Raw genomic sequence first — 25,813 nt, 5'->3', positions numbered from 1 at the left:
TCATCCTTCCGGGGTATGGTTGAAGGTTGCGTTGTCATCGGCCCGCGCCGGGTCGGTCTCCCGGCGGGCGGCGCCCGGCCGCAGGCGCGACAGCCAGCGGTCGCCGGCGGAGCCGCGCCCGAGGCCGGGCAGGGCGCGCCATTCGCGCGGCCCGAGCGCGCCGAGCGCAATGAGCGCGGCCGCGTAGACGAGCGCGCCCACCGCGATGCACGGCAGCGCGGCAGCAAGCGCGGCCAGGCGCTCGGGCAGGCCGGCGGCCAGCGCTTCGAGCGCCAGCCGGAGCGGCGCGACCGCGGCCGCCATCGCGGCGAGCGCGAGCCCGCTGCGCCAGGCGATGCCGGCGCCGGCGCGGCCCGGCGCCCGCGCGAAGCGGCGGCGCAGGGCGCGCGCGTTCAGCGCGGCCGCCGCCGCGTAGGCCGCGACCGCGGCGACGGCGGCGCCCGCGATGCCGAAGGCGGGCGCGAGCGCCGCGTTGAGGGCCGCCTTGAGCAGGATGGCGGCGGCCAGGTGCAGGGCGGGCGAGCGCAAGTCGCCCAGCCCTTGAAGCAGCGCGGCGGAGGCCGCCTGCAGCGTGCCGCCCAGCGCCGCGAACGCGAGCAGCGCCATGGCGAGCGTGCCGCGGCCGTCCGCGAACAGGGCGACGTTCACGGGCTCGGCCAGCAGCGCCAGGCCGACGGACGCTGCGGCGCCGAACCACCAGGCGAGCCGCATCGCGAAGGCCGCCTGCTCGCTCTGGCCTGCGGCGTCGCCCCGCGTCCGCGCGGCCGTGAGCGCGGGAACGATCGCGGCCGATGCGCCGCCCGCCGCCATGACGACGAGCTGGAGCAGCGCGATGCCGCGATTGTATTCGCCGAAGGAGACCATCGCTTCGGCGGAGGTCGCGCCCGCAGCTTGCAGCAGCCGGGGCACCGTGAACGCGTCGATCAGGCCGAACAGCGGCGCGACGACCGAGCCGGCGGCCACGGGGAGCGCCACGGCCGCGATCCGCTTGACGAGCGCCGCCCGGGATTCCCTGCCGCGCAAGCCGGAGACCGCCGAAGCAGCCGCCCGTTCGCCGCCCCGGTTCATCCACAGCATCGCGACGAGCCCGGCGGACGCGCCGGCAGCCAGCCCGCCGTGCACGGCCGCCGCCGTGGCGCCGGCCGACCAGAATCCTTCCAGCGACCAGAACAGCATGATCAGCATGAACGCCACTCGCGCCGACTGTTCGATAAGCTGCGAGACGGCCGGGAGCAGCATATTCATTCTGCCTTGCGAATAGCCGCGCATCGCGGCGGTCATCGGCGCGAACAGAAGCGCGAGCGACGACGTGCGGATCGCGTCCGCCGCCTCCGGAACGCCCATCCAGCCCGCGAACAGGTTCGCTCCCCATTGCAGCAGAACGAACGCGACGAGCCCGGTCGCGGAGAGAAGCCCCATCGACCAGCGGAGTACCCGCCGGGCTCCGTCGTCGTCGCCCGCCGCCGTCCGCTCGGCCACGAGCACGGACACCGCCACCGGCACGCCGGCCGACGCCAGCGTCATCCACATGACCGCGAGCGAATAAACCGCGCTGTAAAGGCCGAACACGCGGTCGCCCGCCAAATTTTGCAGCGGGATCTTCTGCAGGGTGCCGATCAGCTTGGAGAGCAGCGCCGCCCCGCCAAGCCACGCGGCCCCCCGCCAAAGCTGCGAGCCCCCGCTTGTCCTTCGATCCGTCGTCATGCCAGCGTTCCTTCCATTTTCCTCAGCTTCAAGCATCGGGAAACTTCCATGAACGCATTATAGCATGGATGGCCCCCAATAATCCCATTCAATCCCCTTCATCGCGCACGCGCTTTCCCATCCGGCCGGGCCTTCCCGCCGCCTACAAAAAAAGCTTCCCCGCAAGTGTGTCCACCCTCGGGAAGCTTTTCGTGACCGGACGCGTTCTTATTGCTCCATTTGCTTGGCCAAGAACCCGGCGGCCGTCTCGACCATCTTGCTCTCCATTTCGCCCATCGACACGCCCTCTTCCTTGCTCAGCAGCAGCACCGTGCCAATCGGGTCGCCGCCCGCCACGATCGGAGCGATCGCGAAGGAAGAGAAATATTCGGCGCCGTCCCGCAAAATTTCGTAGGTGCCGCCTTGGCGCTCCAGTTGAATTTTGCGGTTCTCCATGCAATTCTCGAGGAGGCTTCCGACCGGCTTGTCCAAAAACTCCTTCTTGGACGCCCCGGCGACGGCGATCACCGTGTCGCGGTCGGAGATGATCGCGGTATGGTTCGTACTCTCGTGCAGCGATTCGGCGTATTCCTTGGCGAAGTCGCCCAATTCGCCGATCGGCGAATATTTCTTGAGAATCACCTCTCCGTCGCGATCCACGAATATTTCGAGCGGATCCCCTTCGCGAATGCGGAGCGTGCGGCGAATTTCCTTCGGAATAACGACCCGGCCGAGGTCATCGATGCGACGTACAATCCCGGTTGCTTTCATGGCTGGAGTTGCCCCACTTTCTTGGATGTTTTGAACCTTGATGCGATTTCCCCGCCCGCGGCGGAACGCTTGTATGACGAACGCTGGAACAGTCGGTAAAAAGTGAACTTGAACTTGGGCATAGTATTCAACCCCTCCCATTAACTTATGCGCTTGCCCACAGGTGGAGAAATAAGCCAACAGTCCGCTACAAATATTCGCATCCGCATTCCATTTTCAGGGTGTAGGAACGTGCGCCGAAGAAATTGCTTCTTCCTTCCTACCCCGATTGCCGGCCGATAGTCCCATATCCATAAAAAAGAGCCGTCCCCCAGGTGTTAAACCTGGCAGGACAGCCCCATCTTGTAGGCTCCGCTTCCGCCTACGCCTCTTCCTTATGCTTCAGAAGCCCCGTCAGCTCCCGCTTCAGCCTCAGAAACGCCGGGTGCTCCCGCACTTCCGGCGAACGCTCGCCGGGCAGCGAAACCTCGTACTCGCGGACGATCCGGCCGGGACCGGCGCCCATGACGACGATGCGCTGCGACAGGAAGATCGCTTCGTCGATATCGTGCGTGATGAACAGCACCGTCGTCTTCTCCTTCTCCCAGACGTCCAGCAGCGCTTCCTGCATTTCAAGCTTCGTCTGTGCGTCAAGGGCTCCGAACGGTTCGTCCATCAGCAGCACCTTCGGGCCGTTGGCCAGCGCCCGGGCGATCGCCACCCGCTGCTTCATGCCCCCGGACAGCTGCTTCGGCAGATGATTCGCGAACGCCTCAAGCCGCGTGACGCGCAGGTAGCGGTCGGAGACGGCGCGCCGTTCGAGAATCGGGACCCCTCTCAGCTTCGGGCCGTATTCGATGTTCTCGCGGACGGTCAGCCACGGGAACAGCGTATAGCCCTGGAACACCATGCCCCGGTCCGCGCCCGGACCGACGACGGTTGCGCCGTCGACGGCGACTTCCCCTTCGCTCGCGTCCTCCAGCCCGGCGACGATGCGAAGCAGCGTCGATTTGCCGCAGCCCGAAGGCCCGAGAATCGTCACGAACTCGTTCGCCGCGATCGTCAGCCGTATGTCCTCCAGCGCCCGAAATTCCTTTTTGCCCGCTCCGTAATTTTTCGTTACGCCCCGAATCGCAATCTCCCCGGCTCCGGCACGAGCCGTCTCCGTCCGATCGCCATCCCTCGCGCTCGCCGCGATGCCGCTCATAGTAGACCACCTCCGTTGGATTGGCGGATGGCCGCTTGGACCCTCTTCAAGCTAGACCCAAGGGTACATCCGTTTGTTCAGAAATGCGAAGATCCGGTCGCTGATCAGCCCGAGCAGACCGATGACGATGATCCCGACGAAGATCTGATCGGTGTTCAGGAACCGCTGCGCCTTCATGATCGCATAGCCGAGGCCGCTGTTTACCGCGACGAGCTCGGCGACGACCAGGTACGTCCACGCCCAGCCGAGCATGAGCCGCATCGTGTTCAGCAGGCGCGGCTGCACCGCCGGAATAATGACCGTCTGAATCGCCTGCCAGCGGGTCGCCCCAAGCGTGAACGAAGCTTGCACCAGCTCCTTCGACACCTGGCGGGTGTCCGCAGCGACCATCAGCACGAGCTGGAAGAAGCAGCCGATGAAAATAAGCAGGATTTTCGCCCACTCGCCGATTCCGGCCCACACCATGATGAGCGGAATAAAGGCGACCGCGGGCATGTAGCGGATAAATTCCATCGGCGGCTCGAGGAACGCTTCCCCGATGCGGAACGTGCCGGCGACCAGTCCGAGCGGGATCGCCACCAGGCAGGCGAGAACGAAGCCGGACGTCACGCGGAACACGCTGATTCCGATGTGATGCCAGTACGCCTGCGTCCCCAGCAAATCCGCGAACGTCTTCACGACGGCGCCCGGCGTCGGCAGGAACACCGGGTTCACCATTTTTCCGTAGCTAAGAATCGACCATACGAGCAGCAGAACGGCGAAAGAGACGACCGCGGTTACGGCAAAAGCCCGTCTGGAGATGTCTTCGAAAATCCGAATCCGCTGCCGCCGCGCCGGTCTGGCCGCTTGCGAACTTCCCGCCGTACGGGCGGCCTCGGACGCCGCACCGCCGAACGCCGCCGTTCCGATCTCTTCACCCGCGTTAGCCATAGCCGATCACCCTCCCGCTGCTTTCTGCACGAATTTCGGTTCCAATAAGGCGTCCACGTCCGGAATGGAGGAGATCATATCGAGATTTCGCAGAAACTCCGCCGTCTTCTTGCCGGTGTACGAGAGCGAAGTGTACTCTTCCCGCCGGCCGAACGCGTTCAGGTTGTCCTCGGCGGTGAACAGCTTGATGCTGCCCAGCCCGAGCTTGAAATCTTCCGGCGACGTCTCCGCCTTCTTCGCGAGCAGTTCGATCGCTTCGTCCGGATGGTCCTTGAAGTAGTTCTGGGCGTCGAACCAGGCGTCCACGATCTTCTGAACGTCGTCCGGCCGGTTCTTCACGACGCTCTCGCGGAACACGAGCAGATCCGGGATTAGTCCAGGGGTATCCTTGGACGAGAACAGCACCTTGCCCTTCCCTTCCTTGACCGCCGTCGTCTGGAACGGCTCCCAGAGGACGGATGCGTCCGTCTTGCCCGAGATGAACGCCGGACCGGCGTCGTTGACCGTCATGTTGACGTAGTTGACGTCGCTCTCCTTCAAGCCGTTCTGCTCCAGCGCCGTCAGCAGCAGCAGATGATCGACCGTGCCGAGCTCCGTCGCGACGGTTTTGCCCTTCAGATCCTTCACCGAGGCGATGTCCGGCTTGCTGACGATCGCGTCTCCCCCGTTGGAATTGTCGTTGACGAGGACGGCCTTCAGCTTGATCCCTTTGGATGCCGGCGCAAGCGTATCCGACAGCGTCTGGCTGTTCGCATCGACTTTGCCCGTGAACAGAGCCTGGAGCGAATCGCTGTAAACCGGGAACCACTCCAGCTTGACGTTGACGCCGTGCTTCTGGAAGAAGCCCTTCTCGTCGACCAGAAACCAGAAATACCAGCCCGGCCACGGACTGAGCGCCAGCTTGATCGGCTCTTCGGACGATCCCGCCTCCTTCTTGTCGCCGCATCCCGCAAGCGCCGTGGCGGCCGCGAAAGCCATCGCGAGCAGCATGACGGCCGTTAATCGAATTCCCCTTGTCGTCCTTCTCATGTCTCCCCACTCCTTCAATTGGCTATAAAAAAAGAAAAAGCCTAGGAGAGAGAGGGTCTCCCAGGCTTTTATCCTTCCGTGTTATATGGCGGGTGCGCAGCGATCACGATATTCGGCCCCTGTCCATACGCCGTCTCTCGGACCAGCTTGATCTTGCAATCAACGGAACCCTAGACAGCTACGTTCCTCATGAGAACGGTTAGTATTCAGTTTAGTTTGTTAATTTTATTCACACTTAAATGACATTTTTGCTGGATTTGCTGTTATTTTATCAGCCTTCAGCTGAATTCGTCAAGTATTATGTAAGATAATATCACTTGAAAATGCTAGACAGTCAAGTGCCGCAAGACGGCCGGATCGTCCAACTGCTCCTTGCCGCTTTCCCAGACGACCGCCCCTTTCTCTATCATCTAAAACCGGTACGGAAAACAGTTGCAGACGAAGAAAATAAAAAAACAGCCTGAAGGCAATCGCTCCGCTTCCGCAAGCGGTTGCTCCAGTCAGGCTGTTTTTAGAAGCGTGTGAATTTGCGACTGCTCCTCATCGCTGTTCATCTGCAGGGTCAGAACGCCGGCACGACCGCCACCCCGTACTTGTCTTCGATAAACTTCTTCACATCCGGGCTTGTCAGAGCGGCGTCGAGCTTTTTGATCGCTTCCTTGTTCTCGTCGCCTCTCCGCACGACGATCACGTTGGCGTACGGGGAATTGGCATCCTCGCGGAACAGGGCGCTGTTCGGATCGAGCTTCGCTTCGAGGACGAGGTTCGTGTTGATGACAGCCCCGTCCAGATCGGGCAACGAACGCGGCAGCGTAGCCGAATCGGCTTCCACAAATTTCAGCTTTTTCGGATTGTCGACGATATCCCTCGGGGTTGCTTCATACGTCGTCAGGCCGTCCTTCAGCTTGATCAGCCCTTGCTGCTGAAGCAGCACCAACGCCCGGTATTCGTTCGAAGGGTTGTTCGGAATGCCGATTTTCGCCCCTTCCGGAAGCTCGTCCTTGGATTTGTATTTGTCGGAATAAAATCCGATCGGCTCCACGTGCACTTTGGCCGTGACGACGAAGTCGTACCCCTTCTCTTCCTTGACCGAGTCAAGGTAAGGAACGTGCTGGAAGTAGTTGGCGTCGATCTGTCCGTCCTTCAAGGCCGGATTCAGCTGTCCTTCGTCGTCGTAGACGATGACGTCCAAGTTCACGCCTTCCTCCTTCAGCTTGGGCTTCACGAAATTCAAAATTTCCGCGTGAGGAACGGCCGCCGCACCGACCTTCAAAGTGACTTCTTCCTTCGGTGCTTCGGACGACGACGCCGACGGACTGGCGGATTCGCCGGCGTTCGCCGTCGAGGCTTTCGGACTCTCGGGCGCCGGGGAGCTTCCGGCCTCGTTCCCCTTGTTGTTCGAGCCGCAGCCGGCAAGAACGGCCCCCAGTACGACGAATAGGGCTACAGCAACGGACAAGCTTCTCTTTTTGAACATGCTCTCTCCCACTTTCATATGTTTATGGATTGAATCCGTAATACCGGGAACCAGACGGCTCGGGCGCCATTCATGGCAGAGAACCCGAACCGCTATTCGGGGTTGAACCGCCGTCTGTGGATGGCCTTGGCGATTCCGTCGCCCGTCCACTGAATACTCTGGACGAGCGCGATGATGACGACCACGGTGGCGAGCATAATGTCTTCCCGGAACCGCTGGTATCCGAAACGGATCGCCAGGCTTCCCAGGCCGCCCGCTCCGATCGCGCCCGCCACGGCGGTCAATTCGACAATGGCGATGACGGCGATCGTTACGCCCCGAACGAGAGCGGGCAGCGATTCGGGGATGAGCACCCTCCAGACGATCGTCCAAGGGGATGCGCCTACCGATTGGGCGGCCTCGATTTTGCCGGAGGCGACCTCCTTCAAGGAACTCTCGACAATGCGTCCCAGAAACGGCGCGGCCCCGATGGACAACGAGACGATGGCGGCCGTCGGACCCAGCGTCGTGCCGACCACCCACCGGGCGAACGGCAGCAGCAGCACGATCAAAATGAGAAAAGGCAAAGACCGCACGGAATTGATGACGAGGCTGAGCAGCTTGTTCAATTTAGGGGCTTCCTTGACGCCTCCCTTATCGGTCGCAACCAAGGCGATGCCAAGTGCCAATCCCAGCGCCAAAGCGAACAGCGACGACCAGAACACCATGTAGAGCGTCTGGCGCAGAGCTTCCCAGAGCAGATCGAACAAATCGTCTCTCATATGCCGGCCCCCGCTCCTTCCAGCTCGAATCGGCCAAGGCGATATCGCTCGAGAATGCGGACGAACCGCCGCGACGTGTCGCTCTCCGGATGGACGAACAGCTTGTCGACAGGCCCCGTCTCCACAATCCGGCCATGCTCGAGGACGGCCATGTTGCGGCAAATATGCTGGAGAACGTCGAGCTCATGGGTGATGAGAACGATCGTGACCCCAAGTTGCCGGTTGATTCCTTCCAGCAGCTCCAGAATCGAATAGGTCGTCTGCGGATCGAGCGCGGATGTCGCTTCGTCGCTCAGAAGCACTTCCGGTTCATTGGCCAGCGCCCGGGCGATGCCCACCCGCTGCTTCTGCCCGCCGCTGAGCTGGGAAGGATAAGCCTTCTCCTTGTCGGCGAGCTGGACGAGCTCGAGAATTTCCCGGACGCGCTCGCGGATGTAGGACTTCGGCCGTCCCGCAACCTGCAAGGGGAAGGCGACATTCTCGAACACCGTCTTCGCATCGAGCAGATTGAATTGCTGAAAGATCATGCCGATTTTCCGCCTCGCCAGCCGCAGCTCCTTGTCCGTCAGATCGGTCACGACTTGGCCGCCGATAACGATGCTGCCCGAATCGGGCTCCTCCAACCGGTTGAGACAACGGATCAAGGTCGATTTGCCCGCCCCGCTAAAGCCGATAATGCCGAATATATCGCCTTTCTGAATGGTCAAATTGATATTTTCCAACGCTTGCACGGCACCTCGCGCGGTCGGATAAGTTTTGTTCAAATCCCGAATGACAATCATCCGCACTCCCCCTGTGTATCGGATCCCGCCTTCAAAACAACGTCAAAAAACCAAGCCCGAACGCCGCGCCGAATGCGCGGTAGCCCAGCTTGGTTTCCAGATAACCGGTCAACCAAATTATATCCAACTATGTCGATGTGTTTTTATTTAATTTAGATGATTCGCGTTCGTTTGTCAATGACTCCTATGAGAAAAGTCCATAAAAAAATCCCCTCCCTTCCAGGGAGAGGAGGAAGCTGCGTTACGGGGCAGCAGAAGCCGATGCCGAGGGCGACGGGCTTGCGGACGGCGAGGCGGATGCCGACGCCGAAGGCGAAGCCGGCCCGGAAGCGGACGGCGAGGCCGATCCCGATGCGGTCGGGGAAGCCGACGGAGACGCCGATGGCTTCGGCACGTCCATGCTCTTGATCAGCTTCGGAAGCTCGTCCGACAGGAACTTATCGATGCTGTCCGAAGCGAGCGTCGAGCGGATGTCTTCCTTCGCTTCGTCCAGCGTCTTCGTTCCGCGGGCTTCTACCTGCATGACGTGATAGCCGTACGTCGTTTTGACCGGATCGCTGATTTTGCCGATCGGCAACGTGTTGGCCGCGTTCTTGAACTCTTCCACCCACTGGGACGGATCGTATTTCTCGTACAAGCCGCCGTTGTCCGCCGATCCCGGATCGTCCGAATATTGCTTGGCGAGGGTCTTCCAGTCTCCGCCCGCTTCGAGCTTGCCTTTGACTTCGTTCGCCAGCTTCAGCGCGTCGGCGTCCGTACGGGTTTTATTGTTCTTGTCCGTCAAACCGATCAGAATGTGGCGAACGGTTACGTATTTGAATTTGTCCTTGTTTTTCTCATAATAGCTCGAAATCTGATCATTCGTCACCTTCAGGTCGGCGTCTTTGAGCATGATGAATTGTTCCCGGACGAATTGCTGCATCAAATCGTAGGTCAAACCGCCGTCCTTCATCGTCTGTTCGACCTGTTTCTTGGTGGACGCATCCGAGGCGTCGATCGACTTCTTGAGCGAGTCGTACTGCTTGTCCGCCTCTTCTTGCCCCTGCTTCTTCGCTTCGTCAGACGCGCGGGAGCTCAAAATCCGGATGCCGATAAACTGCTTCAGGATGCTCTCCTGTACGCTGTCCTCGTCCACGAGGCTGCCGTAGGTCGGGTTGATCACTTTCAAAAACGTCTTGTAGGCGGTGAAATCTTTGGCCGTTACCTGACCGCCTTCGTATTCGGCTACGACTTTGTTTTCTTTCTTGCCGCAGCCGGCCAGCAGGCCTACGAGCAGCGCCATCGCCAGCATCGCCAGAGCGAGCCGGCCGTACGGGCCGCGCTTAGGGTGCAACATCCTGTAATTCCCCCTTGATTTTGGTCACTTCCTTGTATTGTACCAGAAATTCTTCGACAAAAGCCAACATGGCGTCGTCGTCCAGCCCTCGCACATGGAGCTTGAGAATCGGCTGCGGCGTCAGGGCGACGCGCTGCAATTTGCCTTTGAGGCGCAGCTCCAGCGCCTTCAGCTTGGCCTCGTCCACTTCCCCCGCGCGGCGCTCCTCGAACTTGATTTGAATCTCGTCCCCCCGCCGGGACATCGATTCGATGCCGTAGCGTCTGCCGTATACTTTCAGACGGGCGACGGCCAGCAGATTGAGCACGGCCTTCGGCGGATCGCCGAACCGGTCGGTCAACTCCTCGAACAGATCGCTGACGTCTTCGAGGGAAGCGGCCGCAACCACCTTTTTGTAAATTTCGATCTTCTGAATGCTGTCGTAAATGTAATCCGGCGGAAGATACGCGTCCACGCCAAGATCGAGCTGGGTGTTGACCGGAACGGGAGGTACCGCTTCCTCCCCGAACTTCTCCAGCTTGCGCGCCTGAATCTCTTCGGCCAGCATTTGCGAATACAGATCGAAGCCGACGGAGGCGATAAATCCGTGCTGCTCGGCCCCGAGCAGATTGCCCGCGCCGCGGATGGCCAAGTCCCGCATCGCGATCTTGAAGCCCGAACCGAGCTCGGTGAATTCCTTGATCGATTGAAGCCGCTTCTCGGCGACCTCCGTCAGCACTTTGTCCCGTTGATAACTGAAATAGGCATACGCGATCCGGTTCGAACGGCCGACGCGGCCGCGCAGCTGATAGAGCTGGGACAGGCCCATTTTGTCCGCATCGTGCACGATCAGCGTATTGACGTTCGGAATGTCGACGCCGGTCTCGATAATGCTCGTGCTGACCAGCACGTCGTACTCGCCGTCCAGGAAGTCGAGAATCGTCCGCTCCAGCTCCTGCTCCGACATCTGCCCGTGGGCGACCGCCACCTTGGCGTCCGGCACGAGCGCCGTAATCTGCTCCGCCATTTGGTAAATGCCTTGCACGCGATTGAACAGGAAATACACTTGTCCCCCGCGCGCCAGCTCCCGTTCGATCGCCTCTCGGACGAGCGTCGGACTATACTCCACCACGTACGTTTGCACGGGGAAGCGGTTCTCCGGCGGCGTCTCGATGACGGACAAGTCCCGCACGCCGAGCATGGACATGTGCAGCGTGCGCGGAATCGGCGTTGCCGTCAACGTCAGCACGTCTACATTGGTTTTGAGCCGCTTCAGCTTCTCCTTGTGCGAGACGCCGAACCGCTGCTCTTCGTCAACGATGAGAAGGCCCAGATCCTTGAACACGATATCTTGCGACAGCAGCCGGTGCGTGCCGATGACGATGTCGACGGTGCCGGCCTTGAGCCCCTTCATCGTCTCGTTCTGCTCCTTGCGGGAACGGAACCGGCTCAGGACGCGAATCTGGAACGGATAGCCGGAGAACCGCTCGCGGAACGTCTCGTAATGCTGCTGCGCGAGAATCGTCGTCGGAACGAGCACGGCGACCTGCTTGCCTTCGATGGCCGCTTTGAACGCGGCGCGGATGGCCACTTCCGTTTTCCCATAGCCGACGTCTCCACACAACAGACGGTCCATCGGACGCGGTTGTTGCATGTCCTTCTTAATTTCTTCGATCGCCCTAAGCTGGTCCGGCGTCTCTTCATACGGGAACATCGCCTCGAACTCCTGCTGATAGGGCGTGTCTTCGCCGAAAGCGTAGCCTCTCGTCGCTTGCCTCTCGGCGTAAAGCTTGATCAGATCGTCGGCGATATCCTTGACGGACGAGCGAACCTTCGACTTGACCCGGTTCCATTCCGACCCGCCCAGCTTGTTAATCTTCGGCTCCTTCTCCTCGGAGCCGACGTATTTCTGAATGAGGTCGAACTGCTCCACCGGCACGGACAACCGATCTCCGCCGGCATAAACGATGTGGAGATAATCTTTATGAATGCCGTTGATCTCGAGCGTGCCGATGCCCAAATATTTGCCGATCCCGTGATTCTGGTGAACGACGTAATCGCCGACCTTCAGCTCGGTGTAGCTCTTGATCCGCTCGGCGTTGTCCATCCGGCGGTCGACCCGGCGCGCCTTGCGCTGCTTCTGGGAGAACATCTCCCCTTCGGTGATGACGACCAGCTTGACCGAGGGCATCTCGAAGCCGGTCTGCAGGTTCCCTTCCACGATCTCCGGCGGGTCGATATGATAATCTTCGAGCACCCGCTTCATCCGTTCGGCCCGCTCGGCGTTGCCGGCGAGCATGAAGATGTGCGCTCCGCCCTTGCGCCAGCGTTCCATCTCCGCTTTGAGCACGTTCATTTGCCCATGGAAATTTTGCATCGCCCGGCATACGAAGTTAACGATGTTTTGCGGCTGCGTATGCGGAATCTGGCGGACGAACAGCGACAAGTAAATCGTTTGGAACGACCTCGGATGAAGCGCTTGCTCCGCTTCGAGTGCGAGCACGAATCCGGGGAGAGACTTGCCCTGCTGCAGCAGATGGGTCGTCCATTCCGACTCGTCCCGTTCCAGCTGGCGCGCCGTCTCCGCGAGCCGATTCGGTTCGTCCATCAGCAGCAGCGTATCTTTGGGCACGTAATCGAGCAACGTCTGCCGCTCCGGATAGAGCAGAGAGATATATTTATAGATTTCGGAAAAATAGACATTTTGCCGCAAGAAATCGATTTCCCGGGAAATCTCGGCGCGCAGCCGTTCTTTGGCCTGACGGTCGGTCATCCGTTCCAGCTGCCGCTCGAGCAGCTCGCTCGCGTGCTGCGCGGCGTTCTTGAACCGGCGATCGTCGGCGATAATCTCCCGGCAGGGCCGGACCGTATATTCGTTCAGCTTGTCCACGGATCGCTGATCGGTCGGATCGAACGTGCGGATCGAATCGATCTCGTCGTCGAACCATTCGACGCGGATCGCTTCGGCGGACGTCAGCGGATAGAAATCGGCGATGCCGCCGCGCACGCTCAGGTGCCCTTTCTGCTCGACGCGGTCCACCCGCTCGTAGCCGAGCCCGATCATGCGCTGAAGGAAGTCGTTCATCGGCAGCGTGTCGCCGACTTTCAGACGGACGCGGGCTTGCGCGAGCGTCTCCCGGTCGGGCTGGAACCTTCTGACCCCGGAGAAAGGCACGACAACGACCCCGCGGAAGCCTTCCGCGAGTTGCAACAGAACGTCCATCCGGCGAGCCGACGTCTCGGGACTGGAGATCGCCGTCTCCGCTGCGATCAGCTCGTTGGCGGGATATAAGAGAACTTCCTCGGCGGACAAACATTCCTGCAAATCCTCCGCCATCTTCTGCGCCGAGAACATGTTGTGGGTGACGACAAGGATCGGCCGCTGCAGCTCGCGAAATTGGGAGGCAATCATTATCTGCCTGGCGGAGCCGGTCAATCCCGCAACCAGCTGTTCCCGCATGCCACCGCGAATCCCTTCCAGGATCGAACCGAAATCGGGGTCGGAGGCAAACGTATTCATAAGCGCCTTCATGACGTTTCCCCTTTCATCTGACAGCCAAAACGTCTTCGGCGTCTTCCGACGACGAAGATGCCGATAAATTCTGAATGATCAAGACAAACGGCCCCGCCCCTCGTGCGGAGCGAGACGAAGCGAATGCCGGGTTCGGCGGAATCGTAAAAAGAAGCCCCGGCTCATGCCAAGGCCTCCGAGTTGGTCGGAAATGGGCTCATTGGAGCGGATTGGACAGAAGCGCCAGCTCAGGATTGTTCTCCAGCGTCTGACTGCAATAATCGCAGATGACCCGAACCGTCACGTCCCCGTTGGAATTATACGATATTATACGCTTTCGCTCCCCGGGGGTCAAGAAATGCAAGCCTAGCTTATATTCGGGCACGTCCGTCGATTCAAAACTCCCGAGCGGCATACGGCAATGCCGGCAAACGTAATTTACAGCCATATGTATGCCTCCTAAAGGACGGTTATGCGGCGGCGGCCGCCTTACCTTCATTATGCCCGGCAATGGCTGAATTTAAGCGTCGGCGTTCCGTGCGATCAGACTTTTCCGGAAGACTTGCCGTTGAACTTGGCCATCGTCTCCTCGAACGGATGACCGAGGGCGAATTCGACCGCGTCGCACGCGTCCTCCACCATTCGGCGCACCTCCGGCTGCTCGGCTTTAGAGAAAGGAGCCAGCACGTAATCGACGACTTGCACGCCCGGCTTCGGTCGGGAGATGCCCATACGAATGCGGTTGAACGTCTGCGTTCCCGTATGCTGAATAATCGATTTGATGCCGTTATGTCCCCCGGCGCTGCCTTGATAGCGGAGCCGGATTCTTCCCGTCTCGGTGTCCAGATCGTCATAGACGACGATCATATCTTCAAGTTTTGCCTTATAGTAATCCATGAACGCCCGAACGGACTCCCCGGACAGGTTCATGTACGTCATCGGTTTAATCAGCGCCACTTTCTCCCCGCCCACGCGCGCTTCTCCGATGAGCGCTTTGCATTTGTTCTGATTAACGCTTATATTCCACCGTCTCGCCAACTCGTCGACAACCATGAATCCGGCGTTGTGCCGCGTCGATTCATAATCGGAGCCTGGGTTGCCGAGCCCGACAATCCATCGCATGCTGGGTCCTCCCGTTTACGTATAAAAAATTATCCTTGCTTTGAAACGAAAAGCCCGCCTTCCGTGTCATACAAATTAAAAGGATAAAAACCAGTCGGAAGAGGGTGAGATCATGTACATGAACGGACAAATCATTTTCGACGACCATCACTTCTCGGACCACATGGACGCCGAGGTGCCGATTCAGGTATATCGGGGCCGCTCGCACAAAGACATTGGATTCATCGAATATTATGGCAAAGAATTCGTGAAGGTCAACAATATTTTCTACAGCCGCAAGCAGTTCATTTTCGTGTCCAGACCCGGATACTAAGAAATAACCGCCGGAATGGGCTTCCGGCGGTTATTTTTATGCAGGTCGAACGATTGTCGGCCCGGCTACAGAGCGCGGCCTAGGCATCGGTCTCGACAGCCTTGGCTTCGCGGGAATGCTGTGCATTCTCTTCCGCGGCGTCGTCCATCGCGTCCTTCTCGGCTTCGGCGCGATCCTTCTGCGGCGCCAGAATAGAGAGCACGACCATGTCGGGCTCGGCGGCCGCCTTAACGCCGGCCGGAAGCTTCAGATCCGCAACGGTCACATGATCTCCGATACCAAGCGCGCTTACGTCGACCGGAATCGAAGCGGGCAAGTCCTTGGCGACGCATTCCACTTCCAGCTCGTGAAGGACAAGCTGGAGCATGCCGCCTTCCTTCTCCCCGATGCTCTCGCCCTGTATGTCCAAGCGGACGGTCGCTTGAATCGTCTCGTTCAGGTTGATCTGATGGAAGTCGACGTGCAGAACTTGTCCGTTCAACGGGTCCCGCTGAACGTCCGTCAGCAGCACCGACCGGCTTCCTCGCTCCGGCACGGCCAGATCGAGAATGCTGTGCGGCTGCTTCCGCAGCAGCGCCGACAAATCCTTCGCGTCGATGGCGATGGGGATCGCGGCTCCCAGTTCCTTGCCGTACACGACGCCGGGAACCTTGCCTTCCTGCCGAAGCCGGCGCAGATCGCTCTTCGTCGTTGACTTCCGCGCTTGCGCTTGCAATGACGTACTCATTCGGGCATCCCTCCAGTCGGTATACCCTATTTGTACCCATTACCAAGGAAGCCTAATCAGACATGCGGTTCGAACAATTTGCTGATCGACTGCTGTTCGTGGATGCGGACGATCGCTTCGGCGATGAGCGGCGCTACGGACAGCACCCGCAATTTGGTGGAGGCGGAAGGGTCGCGCAGCGGAATCGTGTCGGTGACGACGACTTCCTTAATCGGTGACGCTTCCAGCCGGGCCAGCGCATGTCCGGAGAGAACCGGATGCGTGCAGCAGGCGTACAGCTCGCGAGCGCCCGCTTCCTTGAGCGCTTGCGCCGCCAGGCAGATCGTGCCGGCCGTATCGATGATGTCGTCGATCAGAATGGCCGTGCGTCCCGAGACGTCGCCGATAATGTTCATCACTTCGACGACGTTCGGCTCCGGACGCCGCTTGTCGATGATCGCCAGCGGCGCTTGCAGCTCGTCGGCCAACCGGCGGGCCCGGACGACCCCGCCGTGATCGGGGGAGACGACGACCGGCGCCAGCAGCCCTTTGCTTTGGAAGTAATCGCCCAAAATCGGCACGCCCAGAAGATGATCGACCGGAATATCGAAGAATCCCTGAATTTGCATCGCATGCAAATCCATAGCGATCACCCGGTGCGCCCCTGCCGTCTCGATGAGGTTGGCGACGAGCTTGGCCGTGATCGGGTCCCGGGAACGGGCTTTGCGGTCCTGTCTCGCATAACCGTAGTAGGGCACCACGACGTTGATCGTCTTGGCCGAAGCCCGCTTGAGCGCATCCACCATGACGAGCAGCTCCATCAGATGCTCATTGACCGGTTGGGAGGTGGACTGGACGACGAACACGTCGCTTCCCCGAACGCTCTCATTTAACCGGATATGGATCTCTCCGTCGCTGAATCTTCTCATCTCAGCGTCTCCCAGCTTAATGCCGATGTTGCGCGCAATCGCTTCGGCGAGCCGAGGGTTTGAATTGCCAGCGAACAGCTTCAATGTAGCATCTGGGTAAGACATAACGCACCAGCCTTTGAACTTTAGTAATATACCATTTTGTACGTCGAAATAAGGTTATTGGTCGCGCTCTTTTTTGGCGCGGGCGCGGGCACGGATTTTCTCCGCATAGCCTTCCTTGTTCACTTGGCGTTCGCGGGCGATCGCCAGGTCGTTGTCGCCCACGTCTTGGGTGATCGTCGAACCTGCGACGACGTAGGCTCCTTTGCCGATGGTGACCGGAGCGATCAGGTTCGCGTTGCTTCCGATGAACGCGTTGTCGCCGATGACAGTCTGCGATTTATTATAACCATCGTAATTGGCGGTTATCGCGCCGCAGCCGATGTTGACGTTCGACCCGACGGTCGCGTCGCCTACGTAGCTGAGATGCGGAATCTTGCTGCCTTCGCCGACGACGGCGTTCTTCAATTCGACGAAGTCTCCGACCTTCACCTGATCGGCCAGCTTCGTGCCCGGACGCAAATAAGCGAACGGACCGACCGAACAGCGGGCTCCGACGACGGCCTGGTCGGCGACCGATTGACGAACGGTGGAGCCGTCCCCGATCTTCGTATCGGTCAAATCGGACGAAGGACCGATGACGCAATTTTCACCGATCGACGTGTTTCCGCGCAGAACGGTACCCGGGTAAACGATCGTGTCCGCTCCGATGGTCACGTCAGCCTCGATATACGTATGTTCGGGATCGATGATCGTGACCCCGTTCGTTTGATGCTTGACGGCGATTCTCCGCCGCATCAGCCTCTCCGCCTCCGCAAGCGCGACGCGGTCGTTGACCCCGATCGCTTCCGCGGGATCGGCCGTCTTGTAAGCGGAGATCCGCTCTCCCTGCCGTTGCAAAATGCCGATGACATCGGTCAAATAATACTCGCCCTGCGCGTTCTCGTTCGTGACTTGCGCGAGCGCCGCGAACAGCTTCCGGTTATCGAAGCAGTACGTGCCCGTGTTGATCTCGCGGATGGCGGCTTCCTCGGCGGTGCAATCCTTCTGCTCGACGATGCGCAGCACCTCGCCGTTCGCCCCGCGCACGAGACGTCCGTACCCGGTCGGCGATTCGAGCTCGGCCGTCATAATCGTAGCCGCCGCGCCTTCCCGTTCGTGCAGCGCGATCAGCGCCTCCAGCGTCTCGGCGGAGACGAGCGGCGTATCGCCGCAGACGACGACGGCCACCCCGTCGACTTCTCCCAATTGCTCCTTGGCCTGCAGCACCGCATGACCGGTGCCGAGTTGCTCCGCTTGCAGAGCGTACTCCGCCGCATCGCCCAAGTGCGCTTGCACGGCTTCCGCGCCATGGCCCACAATGACGACCGCGCGTTCGCAAGAAGCCTTCTTCACCGCATCCAATACATGGCTCACCATCGGCTTGCCGCATACGGGATGCAGCACTTTATATAATTTCGATTTCATTCGTTTCCCTTGTCCGGCAGCAAGAACAATCGCAATTCTAGTCACGTTCCGCTAGACCTCCTTCCAGCATTCGAGCGTCACGTTCTGCAATCCCTACAAAATGATAGCTTATTCCGGCACAAATGAAAAGAGAGCCCGCAAGAAGGCTCTCTCTCAAATCATTCCATATGCTTCTCTCTTCGGCGCCGAACTCAAGCGCCTTCGACCAATACTTCTTCGTCTTGAGCCGCCCGTTCGTATTCCGCCAGGACGGCGGATTGGATTTTCTCGCGCGTGCCGGACGAAATGGGGTGAGCAATGTCGCGGAACTCTCCGTCGGGAGTCCGTTTGCTCGGCATGGCCACAAACATTCCATTGTTGCCGTCGATGACACGAATGTCATGAACGACGAATTCGTTGTCGATGGTAATGGATGCAATGGCCTTCATACGCCCCTCGGAATTGACGCGGCGGAGTCTCACATCTGTAATTTGCACTTGTGTTCACCACCTTTGCTCCATCGGAAGACTTGGTGTAATATTCCACATTATCGTGCAAATTCCTTCTTATAACTGGAAAAACCGAATAAGAAATTGAAAAATTTTTTTAAATGGCGTTCTTTGTGACAGGGATCGCCGCGATCAGCTCAATTTCGACAAGAACATCCCTCGGCAACCGCGCCACTTCAACGGCCGAACGGGCCGGCGTATGGTCTCCGAAGTAGGAGCTGTACACCGAATTGAAGGCGGCAAAGTGATTCATGTCCTTCAGGAAGCAGGTCGTCTTGACGACGTCTTGGAAGCTGGCGCCTTCCGCGGCGAGCACGGCCTTCAAATTGCGCAGCACTTGATGCGCCTGCTCCTCGATTCCGCCTTCGACCAGTTGGCCTTCGGGCGTCAACGGAATCTGGCCGGACGTAAACAGCAAATTGCCGACGCGCACCGCTTGGGCGTATGGGCCGATGGCGGCCGGCGCTTCCGGAGTGGATACGATTTTCAAGCTCATATGGATTCCTCCCTAAAAAAGTTGCCGGGCTGCACGACGATCTGGCGGCTCTTCAAGTCGACTTCCGTCAGCCTGGCAAGCGACGTATAGTCATGGAGCAGCCGCTCCTCGTTATCGATCTCGCCCGATTCGACGAACACGCCGACGCCGGCTACGACGGCCCGGAATTCGTGAAGCAGGTCGATCATCCCCTGCACCGTGCCGCCTGCCTTCATGAAGTCGTCGATGATAAGCACTCTGGACTGTTCTCTCAACGCGCGCCGAGCCAGCGACATCGTCTGAATCCGCTTGTTGGAGCCGGAGACGTAGTTGATGCTGACGACCGAGCCCTCGGTCACTTTATGATCGCGGCGGACGATGACGACCGGCACGTTCAAATAGAGCGACGTCGCATGCGCGAGCGGAATGCCCTTGGTCTCCACCGTCATGATCGCGTCGATATCCCGGTCCGCGAAGGCGGTGGCGAACATTTGGCCCACGTCCTGCAGCATGCCGGGTTGTCCGAGAAGGTCGGTCATATATAAATAGCCGCCTGGCAGCAGCCGGTCGGGCTGTTCGAGCTGCCGGCATATCCCCTTGATCTTGTCCAAAGCCTGGTCCATGCGGCACTTCGGAATGAACCGAACGCCTCCCGCCGCTCCGGCAAGCGTATGCAAATCGCCGATGCCCTCGCCTTCGAACACTTCCTTGATGATGGCGAGATCTTCGCTGATCGAAGACTTGGCGGATTGGTATCGATCGGCAAAAGCTGTCAGCGAAATTAACGTATGGGGACGGGCTAACAGGTATTGGGTCATTTCTACGAGGCGCGCGCTACGTTTCAACTTTTTCACGGATCCTCTCTCCCGTCCAAATCCGAATAATTTAACGACATCATAACATCTATATCCGGTTTTGGGCAAGAACTCTGCAATTGGATATGGTATTTAAGTTGACATTCAGTGTTATTTGCCCGCGAAGTATCCCGAAATCAACGATTTATGTAAGCAATCTGACCGCGTAAACCTCCTTGCAGAAGCCCCGCAGGCCGTTATACAGCCTCGACACCTTCGATTCCTTGGAGACGAGCCCGAACACGGTCGGACCGCTGCCGGACATAAGGACGCCGTCGGCTCCCAATCTCGTCATCACTTCCTTGATCTGGCGGACTTCCGGATAGCGGCCGAGGGTCACCGTCTCCAGCACGTTTCCTAGCCGGGCGCATACATCAGGGAAGGATTTCCGGCGAATGGCGTCGAGCATGGCCGGAATGGACGGATGCTCCTTGAGCTCGTTCGCCCGCAGCTTCCCGTAGACGTCGGCCGTCGAGACGTTGATCGGAGGTTTGGCCAGCACGACCCAGCATTGCGGCGGACTCTCGATCGACTCCAGCTTCTCCCCGCGTCCTCGGGCCACCGCCGTCCCTCCCCGGATGCAGAAGGGTACGTCGGAGCCGAGTTCCGCCCCCAGCGCCTCCAGCTCATCCAGGCCGAGGCCCAAATTCCATAGCCGGTTCAAGCCCCGCAGAGCGGCGGCCGCGTCGCTGCTTCCTCCGGCAAGGCCGGCGGCCACGGGAATGTTCTTGTCCAGGTGAATATAAACGCCCTTCTTGACGTTATAACGCTCCTTCAGCAGCTTGGCCGCCTGGAACGCCAGGTTCTTCTCGTCGAGCGGAATGAACCCCGCATGGCTCGACAGGACGATCTGGTCCCGCGGCAGCTCCGACATCTCCAGACGGTCCGCCAGATCCACCATTGTCATGATCATTTCGACTTCGTGATAGCCGTCCTCCCGCTTGCGCAGGACGTCGAGCAGCAAGTTAATTTTGGCCGGAGCCTTCTCATATACTTTAATCATCATCATCACCTGTCGGGTAAAAAGCTTTACATATTATAACAAACCCCCGAAGGAATTGCGATTTTGCCCCAATATGCAAAAAAAGGGCGCCTTCCAGCTCGGAAGAAGCCCTGTCATCTCGTTGCGCCGTCAAGTTTAACGCCGATCGCGGGACAGATTCTGCTCTGCGATTTGGATAGCCCGTTTGACCATGTTGCCGGCATCCTTGGCTCTGATGCCGCCCCAGCCTTCGTTTTTGACCGTATCGTAAAAACCGAGGTCCTTGGCCAGCTCCGCCTTGAATTGTTCGGACATGGTGCTTCTTCTGCGACTCATCCGTGCCGCCCCCTTCGCGCAGATTACGCCTTTCCCGGCGTCCGTCTTATGTTGCCCCCGGAGCGTTCGCTCTATACGGCATACCATGCCAAGCCGATCGCGAAACAAAACAGGCAGCCTGCGCGAAATCGCGCGGCTGCCCGCAGTCAAAAGGAAACGTCTCAATGCGACAGAAAGTTAATGCGAACCTGGCCCTCTTCGTTGCAAACCATCACTTCAACGGATTCCGTCAGGATGTCTGCGTAGCTGTACGAAACCCGTTTAAACGCATTTTGTTCCTGATCCAGCTTGACGATAAACACAGAAGGGTAAATCTCTTCCAGCACGCCGGTTCGTTCGACGGTCTTCCGGCGGCCGCCATTGGCGCGGAGCATGATTTTGGAGCCGACATGCGGTTCCAAGCTTCGCTTGATCTCGGTCAGCGCGTTCTTAGCCATGATCCACTCCACCTCTTTCCCTGTAAATTATAACTAAAAAGAGGTGGCTTGTCAATTGGGCAAAATATTATATCAGCGATCCCGTTTTCCTGTCAACGATGAATTGCGCAGAATGACGCGGTTTTTTTAAAGTTGGGTCTAAAGTCCGTCACACAATGTTCACATTTGCGGATGGAGCCTTCATGTTCGGCACGCCGATCCGGTACCGGCCCATCGTCTCCACGCCGCCGACGCCTTGCACGCCGCTAATCGTATGCGCGATCACGTCGGTGATGTCAATCGTCTCGCGAAAAGGCGTAAAAGCCGAGCGCACGGCTACATAAACGGGATCGAGCGCGTGAATCATAATGCGGCCCGGCGAGCTCGCAAAGTTGGAGCCCGCGTTCAGCAGCGCTTCGAAATGCGACTGGCACGCCCCGGCGATGACGATCAACGAGTCCCGGTGCTTCTCGTATTCCCTTGCCACATGAACGGCCTGCACGAAGTTGACGGAGTTCTTGTAGCTGCCGAGATGACCCCAATCTTCCCGGCTCTTCAGCACGCCGTCGTGGCCCGTAATGACGACGATATCCGGCCGCACCTGCGGCAGCAGATGCATGAGCACCTGGGACATTTGCGATTCGTGGCAGTGTGCGCCCGTCGCGGGAACTTGGAGCTGCTGGTAGACGGCCATGCTTTTCCGCAAATAATTGACGTCTCCGTCCAGGTGAAGCACTTTCCCCGGCATCTCGAAATAAGGACGCCGATGGCTCGCGGAATCGAACGCCGCTTCGTGCTGGGCGCGTTCTTCCTTCATCCGCTTGATCGACTCGTTCGCTTGAATGCGCGCGCGGCGCGTCCCACCCAGCTCGTCCGGATTTCGCACCGACTCCAGATCGTCGATGCTCGAATCGGCCAGCAGACGATAGTCCGTCCCGCGAAGAATGGCTATCTTGTCGTTCAATGACGAGATTCGGAACAAAACATCGCCGCCGTAGGATTTGCGGACGACCAGGTCCCCTTGCTTCATGGGCAAATCACCTCTTCGTGTATCCTATGGAGGCGAATGACGCATGGTGCAAAGCGGGCGGCAATCAATCCAACATTCCGGCGCGGCCAAGCGCTTCGGTCAGATCGGCAAACTCCCGGAGCGACAGCGTCTCGCCGCGGCGCTCGGGCTGAATGCCGCATCCGCTGAGCACTTCCGCCAGCTCGGCTTTGCGGTCCTTGCCCGACAGCGCCGTCAAGTTGTTGCCGAGCGTCTTCCGCCGCTGGGCGAAGGAAGCGTGAACAACGCGGAAAAAGCTCGCTTCGTCGGCAACCTCTACAGCCGGCCGGCTGCGGCGCTTGAGCCGGATAACGGCGGAATCGACGTTCGGAGCCGGAATGAACGCTCCGGAAGGGACGACGCACACCAGCTCCGGCTCGCAATAATACTGCACCGCGATGCTGAGCGTGCCGTAATCTTTGGTGCCCGGTTTGGCCGCCATCCGCTCGGCCACTTCCTTCTGCACCATCACGACGATCGACTCCAAAGGCAGTCCGTCTTCCAGCAGCTTCATAATAATCGGCGTCGTCACGTAATACGGCAAATTGGCCACGACGCTGACGTCCGTGCAGCCGGCGAAGCGCTCTTCCCATAGCCGGTGGAGGTCCGTCTTCAGCACGTCGGCGTGCACGACGCTTACATTGCCGTAATCGGCCAGGACGTCGTGCAGAATCGGAATGAGCCGATTGTCGATCTCGACGGCGGTTACGCGACCCGCTTCACGAGCCAGACGCTCCGTTAGCGCGCCGATGCCCGGACCGATCTCGAGAGCCCCCTTCGTCTCGTCAAGGTTGGCTGCTGCGACGATTTTGTCCAGGATGTTCTTGTCCACCAGAAAGTTCTGCCCGAGGCTTTTTTTGAACGTAAAGTTGTGTTTGCGTATGATCTCCTTCGTCCGGTTCGGCGTGGCGATGTCCGCACCGGAGACGCCCGGTTTCGTCATGTCGTTAGATTCCTTCTCTCTCCAATTGTTCGAGCGCCTGCACAAACTCCTCCCGCGTGATGCGGAACATGACGCAGCGCTTATAAAACTGCTTGCCGTTGGCGTAACCGATGCCAAGCAGCTCGCCCATGCGCTCGCGCCGCTTCGCGGCCGCGCCGTGCACGATCAGCCCGGCGTCCAGCAGATCGCTCCAGGCGATGTCGGGCTCGCCCGCCGCTTCTCCGTCGCCTGTGCTGCGCACCTTCTCCAGCGCCCGGCGAATGGAATCCGGCCTTGCATGCTCCACGCCGATGCCGTCCTTGCCCCTCGCCTCGTCCTTCGTGAGGAACGCATGCTTGCAATCCGGCACCCTGGCCGCGACGATCTTGCGGATCCGCTCCCCCGGGGCGTCCGGATCGGTAAACACAATGACACCCCGCCGTTGATGCGCCAACTCGATCCGCCGCAGAACCGCTTCGCCGACCGCCGATCCTCCGGTCTCGATCGTATCCGCTTCTACCGCGCGCTTTATAGCCGCCGTATCCTCTTTGCCTTCGACGACGATCATTTCCCGAATCATGCCGCTTTCGTCCCGCCCTTTCTCCCGAACCTGCAGATTCCGTTATTATAACAAAAAAGCCTCCCGGCTAGAAACGGAAAAGGACGAGCGCCCATGTATGCCCGCGGGCGAACCGTCAGTTTGCGGCCGATCGGTCCGCTCCTTCCGCCCGAGCCGGCTCAAGCGCCGAAGCGCGTCCGCCCACGCCAGCCGGCTTGCTGCCCAACAAAAGCGCGGCCCCTGGCACCCAGCGGTAAACCGAGACGGCCGTCAGCCACGCCAGCAGCAAGCAGACCGGCACGCCGGCCCAAATCCAGACGACATAGCCTGCCGATTCCGGAGCGATCGTATATCGAAACCGACGGTAAACGAGCAGAAAGACCGGGTGCAGCAAATAGATGGCGAACGATAGCGCCCCCATTCTCGCGAGGAAGGACACGAGGGCGGGGCCGCCCTTGCGGTACACCCAGAAGGCTGCCTGAAGGAGCACGAAGGCGGACAACAGCGAGTGAATGTTCCAGAGCAGCTCGTAGGCCAAAGAAGGAAGCCACTGCCCGTAAGCCCGGCCGTTATGATAAGCCTGCACGTGCAGCATGGCCACCGTCAGCCAGCTTCCCCATAAGGCCCCGCTTCCCCATCGCTGCAGCCGCGTCCGGAGCTTGACCGTCTTGCCGAGCCAATCCTTGATGGAATCGAAATAAACGGCCAGACACATGCCCAGCATGTAATAGGACATGTACGTTGGAGCGTAACTGGCCTTGTTCGCCAGCAGCAGGTCGTACTTGTTCCACAGGGCGAATCCCCACTCCACCGCGAGTCCGATCGGCACGGCCCAGGCCGCCAGCCTCCGGTACCTTTGAAGAAGCAGCAGTGCGAGCGGGAACAGCGCATAGAACTGCACATTGATAAAGACGAAGTACAGATGCGTATAAGCCGTGCCGGTCGCCAGGGCGACGCCCAGCTTGGCCATATGCTCGCCGAACGAAAGGCCGAGACGGCCGTTGACGGTTTGACTGACGATATAATAGCAGACCGAGGCGGCAAGGTAAGGGAAGACGATGAAGAGGAGGCGCTTCTTGTAAAAGCGGGCGATCAGCCCGCGGTCCACGGGTCGGCCGGCGTAATTGTAGAACAGGACGAAGCTGCTGAGGAAAATAAAGCAGGGCGTCCCGAATTTGAAAAAGATGTTCATCCAGTTGAAAAAATAATAATAAGGGGAAGCGGAAGCCTGAATTCCTGCCGCGTAGGAAGACGCGTGCACATGGACGACGCCGAGGATGGCGAAGGCCCGGAACAAGTCCAGCTCGGGTAGGCGCTCCTTTCTTGCGGTCGAATCCATCGTTCATCAGCTCCCTGCGTCCTAAGATTTCGGTGCCTGTTCTCGGATGAGAGCAACAACGCGATCGTCGCCTTCGGACGGCCACGGAGCTTTGCGATTAGATCTTGCGATTAAGAAAAACGCCTGGCGGCGTCCTTTAAGTTCGTTCAACTGAGTTCATACGTGTAAAATGGCCGGGTGTGGGAGAAAAACTTATACCCGGCTATTTTCTTACATCGCTAATCCTGTACTCGTAACCATGAATTCCCTTGTAATATTCCGGGTACATGCCTCCTCCACATTCTTCGCAGCTGAATTGCGGAGGTACGGTTGGATCTCCATCATCCATCGCATCGAAATTCCGAACGACATTCAGCGGAATCTCTTCTGT

The 25,813-nt window shown here is 59.3% G+C and carries 26 protein-coding genes and 1 riboswitch; of the genes, 1 reads left to right on the top strand and 25 read right to left on the bottom strand.

All coding sequences use genetic code 11. The features are described 5' to 3' along the window. The 12 genes from G485_RS25585 to pth all read right to left on the bottom strand — a co-directional run bounded on the left by G485_RS25585 (window position 1) and on the right by pth (window position 14,567). On the bottom strand, window positions 1-1,704 hold the full coding sequence (locus tag G485_RS25585) for a polysaccharide biosynthesis protein (RefSeq protein WP_051318101.1): 1,704 nt from the start codon (window positions 1,702-1,704) through the stop codon (window positions 1-3). Between the two features lie 207 nt (window positions 1,705-1,911). Then, on the bottom strand, window positions 1,912-2,454 hold the full coding sequence (gene spoVT, locus G485_RS0108065; protein WP_027092149.1) for a stage V sporulation protein T: 543 nt from the start codon (window positions 2,452-2,454) through the stop codon (window positions 1,912-1,914). 361 nt (window positions 2,455-2,815) lie between these two features. Continuing rightward, entirely contained in the window at window positions 2,816-3,640 is an 825-nt protein-coding gene (locus G485_RS0108055) for an ABC transporter ATP-binding protein (RefSeq protein ID WP_084423200.1), read from the bottom strand. A gap of 51 nt (window positions 3,641-3,691) precedes the next feature. Beyond that, the gene (locus tag G485_RS0108050; protein ID WP_084423199.1) at window positions 3,692-4,570 is read right to left on the bottom strand and encodes an ABC transporter permease; all 879 of its coding nucleotides are present in this window, start codon (window positions 4,568-4,570) and stop codon (window positions 3,692-3,694) included. A gap of 6 nt (window positions 4,571-4,576) precedes the next feature. Then, window positions 4,577-5,599, bottom strand: coding sequence for an ABC transporter substrate-binding protein (locus G485_RS25580; RefSeq protein WP_035155291.1), 1,023 nt, complete (start codon window positions 5,597-5,599; stop codon window positions 4,577-4,579). A gap of 55 nt (window positions 5,600-5,654) precedes the next feature. After that, window positions 5,655-5,784: riboswitch (guanidine-I (ykkC/yxkD leader) on the bottom strand. A 377-nt stretch (window positions 5,785-6,161) separates the two neighbouring features. Continuing rightward, complete coding sequence (locus G485_RS0108040) at window positions 6,162-7,076, bottom strand: MetQ/NlpA family ABC transporter substrate-binding protein (protein ID WP_027092146.1); 915 nt, start codon at window positions 7,074-7,076, stop codon at window positions 6,162-6,164. Window positions 7,077-7,168: 92 nt separating this feature from the next. Continuing rightward, window positions 7,169-7,837: a methionine ABC transporter permease gene (locus G485_RS0108035; RefSeq protein ID WP_027092145.1), complete on the bottom strand. Its 669-nt coding sequence runs from the start codon at window positions 7,835-7,837 to the stop codon at window positions 7,169-7,171. Continuing rightward, complete coding sequence (locus tag G485_RS0108030) at window positions 7,834-8,619, bottom strand: methionine ABC transporter ATP-binding protein (protein WP_027092144.1); 786 nt, start codon at window positions 8,617-8,619, stop codon at window positions 7,834-7,836. Before G485_RS0108030 ends, G485_RS0108035 begins: the two co-directional genes overlap by 4 nt. 241 nt (window positions 8,620-8,860) lie before the next feature. Beyond that, window positions 8,861-9,955, bottom strand: a complete 1,095-nt coding sequence (locus G485_RS25575; protein ID WP_051318100.1) for a peptidylprolyl isomerase — start codon at window positions 9,953-9,955, stop codon at window positions 8,861-8,863. Then, window positions 9,942-13,466, bottom strand: a complete 3,525-nt coding sequence (gene mfd / locus G485_RS0108020; RefSeq protein WP_027092143.1) for a transcription-repair coupling factor — start codon at window positions 13,464-13,466, stop codon at window positions 9,942-9,944. Before mfd ends, G485_RS25575 begins: the two co-directional genes overlap by 14 nt. Before the next feature lie 196 nt (window positions 13,467-13,662). After that, window positions 13,663-13,893: an anti-sigma-F factor Fin family protein gene (locus tag G485_RS0108015; protein WP_027092142.1), complete on the bottom strand. Its 231-nt coding sequence runs from the start codon at window positions 13,891-13,893 to the stop codon at window positions 13,663-13,665. A gap of 95 nt (window positions 13,894-13,988) precedes the next feature. Continuing rightward, the gene (gene pth / locus G485_RS0108010; RefSeq protein ID WP_027092141.1) at window positions 13,989-14,567 is read right to left on the bottom strand and encodes an aminoacyl-tRNA hydrolase; all 579 of its coding nucleotides are present in this window, start codon (window positions 14,565-14,567) and stop codon (window positions 13,989-13,991) included. Window positions 14,568-14,679: 112 nt separating this feature from the next. On the opposite strand from pth, the gene G485_RS0108005 reads away from it, so the two are divergent. Next, window positions 14,680-14,880, top strand: a complete 201-nt coding sequence (locus tag G485_RS0108005; RefSeq protein WP_027092140.1) for a hypothetical protein — start codon at window positions 14,680-14,682, stop codon at window positions 14,878-14,880. 79 nt (window positions 14,881-14,959) lie between these two features. Here G485_RS0108005 and G485_RS0108000 read toward each other — a convergent pair whose 3' ends face one another. From G485_RS0108000 to G485_RS25570, 13 genes are all read right to left on the bottom strand, one after another. Continuing rightward, window positions 14,960-15,607 (bottom strand): 50S ribosomal protein L25, encoded by a 648-nt coding sequence (locus G485_RS0108000; RefSeq protein ID WP_027092139.1) that lies wholly within the window; start codon window positions 15,605-15,607, stop codon window positions 14,960-14,962. 56 nt (window positions 15,608-15,663) lie between these two features. After that, entirely contained in the window at window positions 15,664-16,620 is a 957-nt protein-coding gene (locus tag G485_RS0107995) for a ribose-phosphate diphosphokinase (protein WP_027092138.1), read from the bottom strand. A 54-nt stretch (window positions 16,621-16,674) separates the two neighbouring features. Continuing rightward, the gene (glmU, locus tag G485_RS0107990) at window positions 16,675-18,069 is read right to left on the bottom strand and encodes a bifunctional UDP-N-acetylglucosamine diphosphorylase/glucosamine-1-phosphate N-acetyltransferase GlmU (RefSeq protein ID WP_027092137.1); all 1,395 of its coding nucleotides are present in this window, start codon (window positions 18,067-18,069) and stop codon (window positions 16,675-16,677) included. A gap of 146 nt (window positions 18,070-18,215) precedes the next feature. Further along, window positions 18,216-18,500 (bottom strand): septation regulator SpoVG, encoded by a 285-nt coding sequence (gene spoVG, locus G485_RS0107985; RefSeq protein ID WP_027092136.1) that lies wholly within the window; start codon window positions 18,498-18,500, stop codon window positions 18,216-18,218. Between the two features lie 109 nt (window positions 18,501-18,609). Next, window positions 18,610-19,008: a RidA family protein gene (locus G485_RS0107980; RefSeq protein WP_027092135.1), complete on the bottom strand. Its 399-nt coding sequence runs from the start codon at window positions 19,006-19,008 to the stop codon at window positions 18,610-18,612. After that, complete coding sequence (gene purR / locus G485_RS0107975) at window positions 19,005-19,841, bottom strand: pur operon repressor (RefSeq protein ID WP_027092134.1); 837 nt, start codon at window positions 19,839-19,841, stop codon at window positions 19,005-19,007. Before purR ends, G485_RS0107980 begins: the two co-directional genes overlap by 4 nt. A 145-nt stretch (window positions 19,842-19,986) precedes the next feature. After that, window positions 19,987-20,841, bottom strand: coding sequence for a 4-(cytidine 5'-diphospho)-2-C-methyl-D-erythritol kinase (gene ispE / locus G485_RS0107970; protein WP_027092133.1), 855 nt, complete (start codon window positions 20,839-20,841; stop codon window positions 19,987-19,989). 138 nt (window positions 20,842-20,979) lie between these two features. Beyond that, window positions 20,980-21,159 carry a small, acid-soluble spore protein, alpha/beta type gene (locus tag G485_RS0107965; RefSeq protein ID WP_027092132.1) on the bottom strand — a complete coding sequence of 60 codons (180 nt, stop codon included), beginning with the start codon at window positions 21,157-21,159 and terminating at the stop codon, window positions 20,980-20,982. Window positions 21,160-21,320: 161 nt separating this feature from the next. Continuing rightward, entirely contained in the window at window positions 21,321-21,596 is a 276-nt protein-coding gene (gene veg / locus G485_RS0107960) for a biofilm formation stimulator Veg (RefSeq protein WP_027092131.1), read from the bottom strand. Window positions 21,597-21,744: 148 nt separating this feature from the next. After that, a complete protein-coding gene (gene yabG, locus G485_RS0107955; RefSeq protein ID WP_027092130.1) occupies window positions 21,745-22,605 on the bottom strand; it encodes a sporulation peptidase YabG in 861 nt (286 codons plus the stop codon). 64 nt (window positions 22,606-22,669) lie between these two features. Beyond that, a complete protein-coding gene (rsmA, locus tag G485_RS0107950) occupies window positions 22,670-23,566 on the bottom strand; it encodes a 16S rRNA (adenine(1518)-N(6)/adenine(1519)-N(6))-dimethyltransferase RsmA (protein ID WP_027092129.1) in 897 nt (298 codons plus the stop codon). Window positions 23,567-23,570: 4 nt separating this feature from the next. Then, window positions 23,571-24,125 (bottom strand): ribonuclease M5, encoded by a 555-nt coding sequence (gene rnmV / locus G485_RS0107945; protein ID WP_027092128.1) that lies wholly within the window; start codon window positions 24,123-24,125, stop codon window positions 23,571-23,573. 115 nt (window positions 24,126-24,240) lie between these two features. After that, the gene (locus tag G485_RS25570; protein WP_035155287.1) at window positions 24,241-25,443 is read right to left on the bottom strand and encodes an acyltransferase; all 1,203 of its coding nucleotides are present in this window, start codon (window positions 25,441-25,443) and stop codon (window positions 24,241-24,243) included. Window positions 25,444-25,813: the final 370 nt, after the last annotated feature.

The sequence above is a fragment of the Cohnella thermotolerans DSM 17683 genome (assembly GCF_000429825.1).
GTDB classification, from domain to species: Bacteria; Bacillota; Bacilli; order Paenibacillales; family Paenibacillaceae; genus Cohnella; species Cohnella thermotolerans.
This window is presented reverse-complemented; position numbering and strand designations above follow the sequence as displayed.

Coding starts and splice junctions, on each gene's coding strand:
- G485_RS25585 (WP_051318101.1), bottom strand. CDS start 1,704: ATGACGACGGATCGAAGGACAAGCGGGGGCTCGCAGCTTTGGCGGGGG.
- spoVT (WP_027092149.1), bottom strand. CDS start 2,454: ATGAAAGCAACCGGGATTGTACGTCGCATCGATGACCTCGGCCGGGTC.
- G485_RS0108055 (WP_084423200.1), bottom strand. CDS start 3,640: ATGAGCGGCATCGCGGCGAGCGCGAGGGATGGCGATCGGACGGAGACG.
- G485_RS0108050 (WP_084423199.1), bottom strand. CDS start 4,570: ATGGCTAACGCGGGTGAAGAGATCGGAACGGCGGCGTTCGGCGGTGCG.
- G485_RS25580 (WP_035155291.1), bottom strand. CDS start 5,599: ATGAGAAGGACGACAAGGGGAATTCGATTAACGGCCGTCATGCTGCTC.
- G485_RS0108040 (WP_027092146.1), bottom strand. CDS start 7,076: ATGTTCAAAAAGAGAAGCTTGTCCGTTGCTGTAGCCCTATTCGTCGTA.
- G485_RS0108035 (WP_027092145.1), bottom strand. CDS start 7,837: ATGAGAGACGATTTGTTCGATCTGCTCTGGGAAGCTCTGCGCCAGACG.
- G485_RS0108030 (WP_027092144.1), bottom strand. CDS start 8,619: ATGATTGTCATTCGGGATTTGAACAAAACTTATCCGACCGCGCGAGGT.
- G485_RS25575 (WP_051318100.1), bottom strand. CDS start 9,955: ATGTTGCACCCTAAGCGCGGCCCGTACGGCCGGCTCGCTCTGGCGATG.
- mfd (WP_027092143.1), bottom strand. CDS start 13,466: ATGAAGGCGCTTATGAATACGTTTGCCTCCGACCCCGATTTCGGTTCG.
- G485_RS0108015 (WP_027092142.1), bottom strand. CDS start 13,893: ATGGCTGTAAATTACGTTTGCCGGCATTGCCGTATGCCGCTCGGGAGT.
- pth (WP_027092141.1), bottom strand. CDS start 14,567: ATGCGATGGATTGTCGGGCTCGGCAACCCAGGCTCCGATTATGAATCG.
- G485_RS0108005 (WP_027092140.1), top strand. CDS start 14,680: ATGTACATGAACGGACAAATCATTTTCGACGACCATCACTTCTCGGAC.
- G485_RS0108000 (WP_027092139.1), bottom strand. CDS start 15,607: ATGAGTACGTCATTGCAAGCGCAAGCGCGGAAGTCAACGACGAAGAGC.
- G485_RS0107995 (WP_027092138.1), bottom strand. CDS start 16,620: ATGTCTTACCCAGATGCTACATTGAAGCTGTTCGCTGGCAATTCAAAC.
- G485_RS0107980 (WP_027092135.1), bottom strand. CDS start 19,008: ATGAGCTTGAAAATCGTATCCACTCCGGAAGCGCCGGCCGCCATCGGC.
- G485_RS0107965 (WP_027092132.1), bottom strand. CDS start 21,159: ATGAGTCGCAGAAGAAGCACCATGTCCGAACAATTCAAGGCGGAGCTG.
- veg (WP_027092131.1), bottom strand. CDS start 21,596: ATGGCTAAGAACGCGCTGACCGAGATCAAGCGAAGCTTGGAACCGCAT.
- yabG (WP_027092130.1), bottom strand. CDS start 22,605: ATGAAGCAAGGGGACCTGGTCGTCCGCAAATCCTACGGCGGCGATGTT.
- rsmA (WP_027092129.1), bottom strand. CDS start 23,566: ATGACGAAACCGGGCGTCTCCGGTGCGGACATCGCCACGCCGAACCGG.
- rnmV (WP_027092128.1), bottom strand. CDS start 24,125: ATGATTCGGGAAATGATCGTCGTCGAAGGCAAAGAGGATACGGCGGCT.
- G485_RS25570 (WP_035155287.1), bottom strand. CDS start 25,443: ATGGATTCGACCGCAAGAAAGGAGCGCCTACCCGAGCTGGACTTGTTC.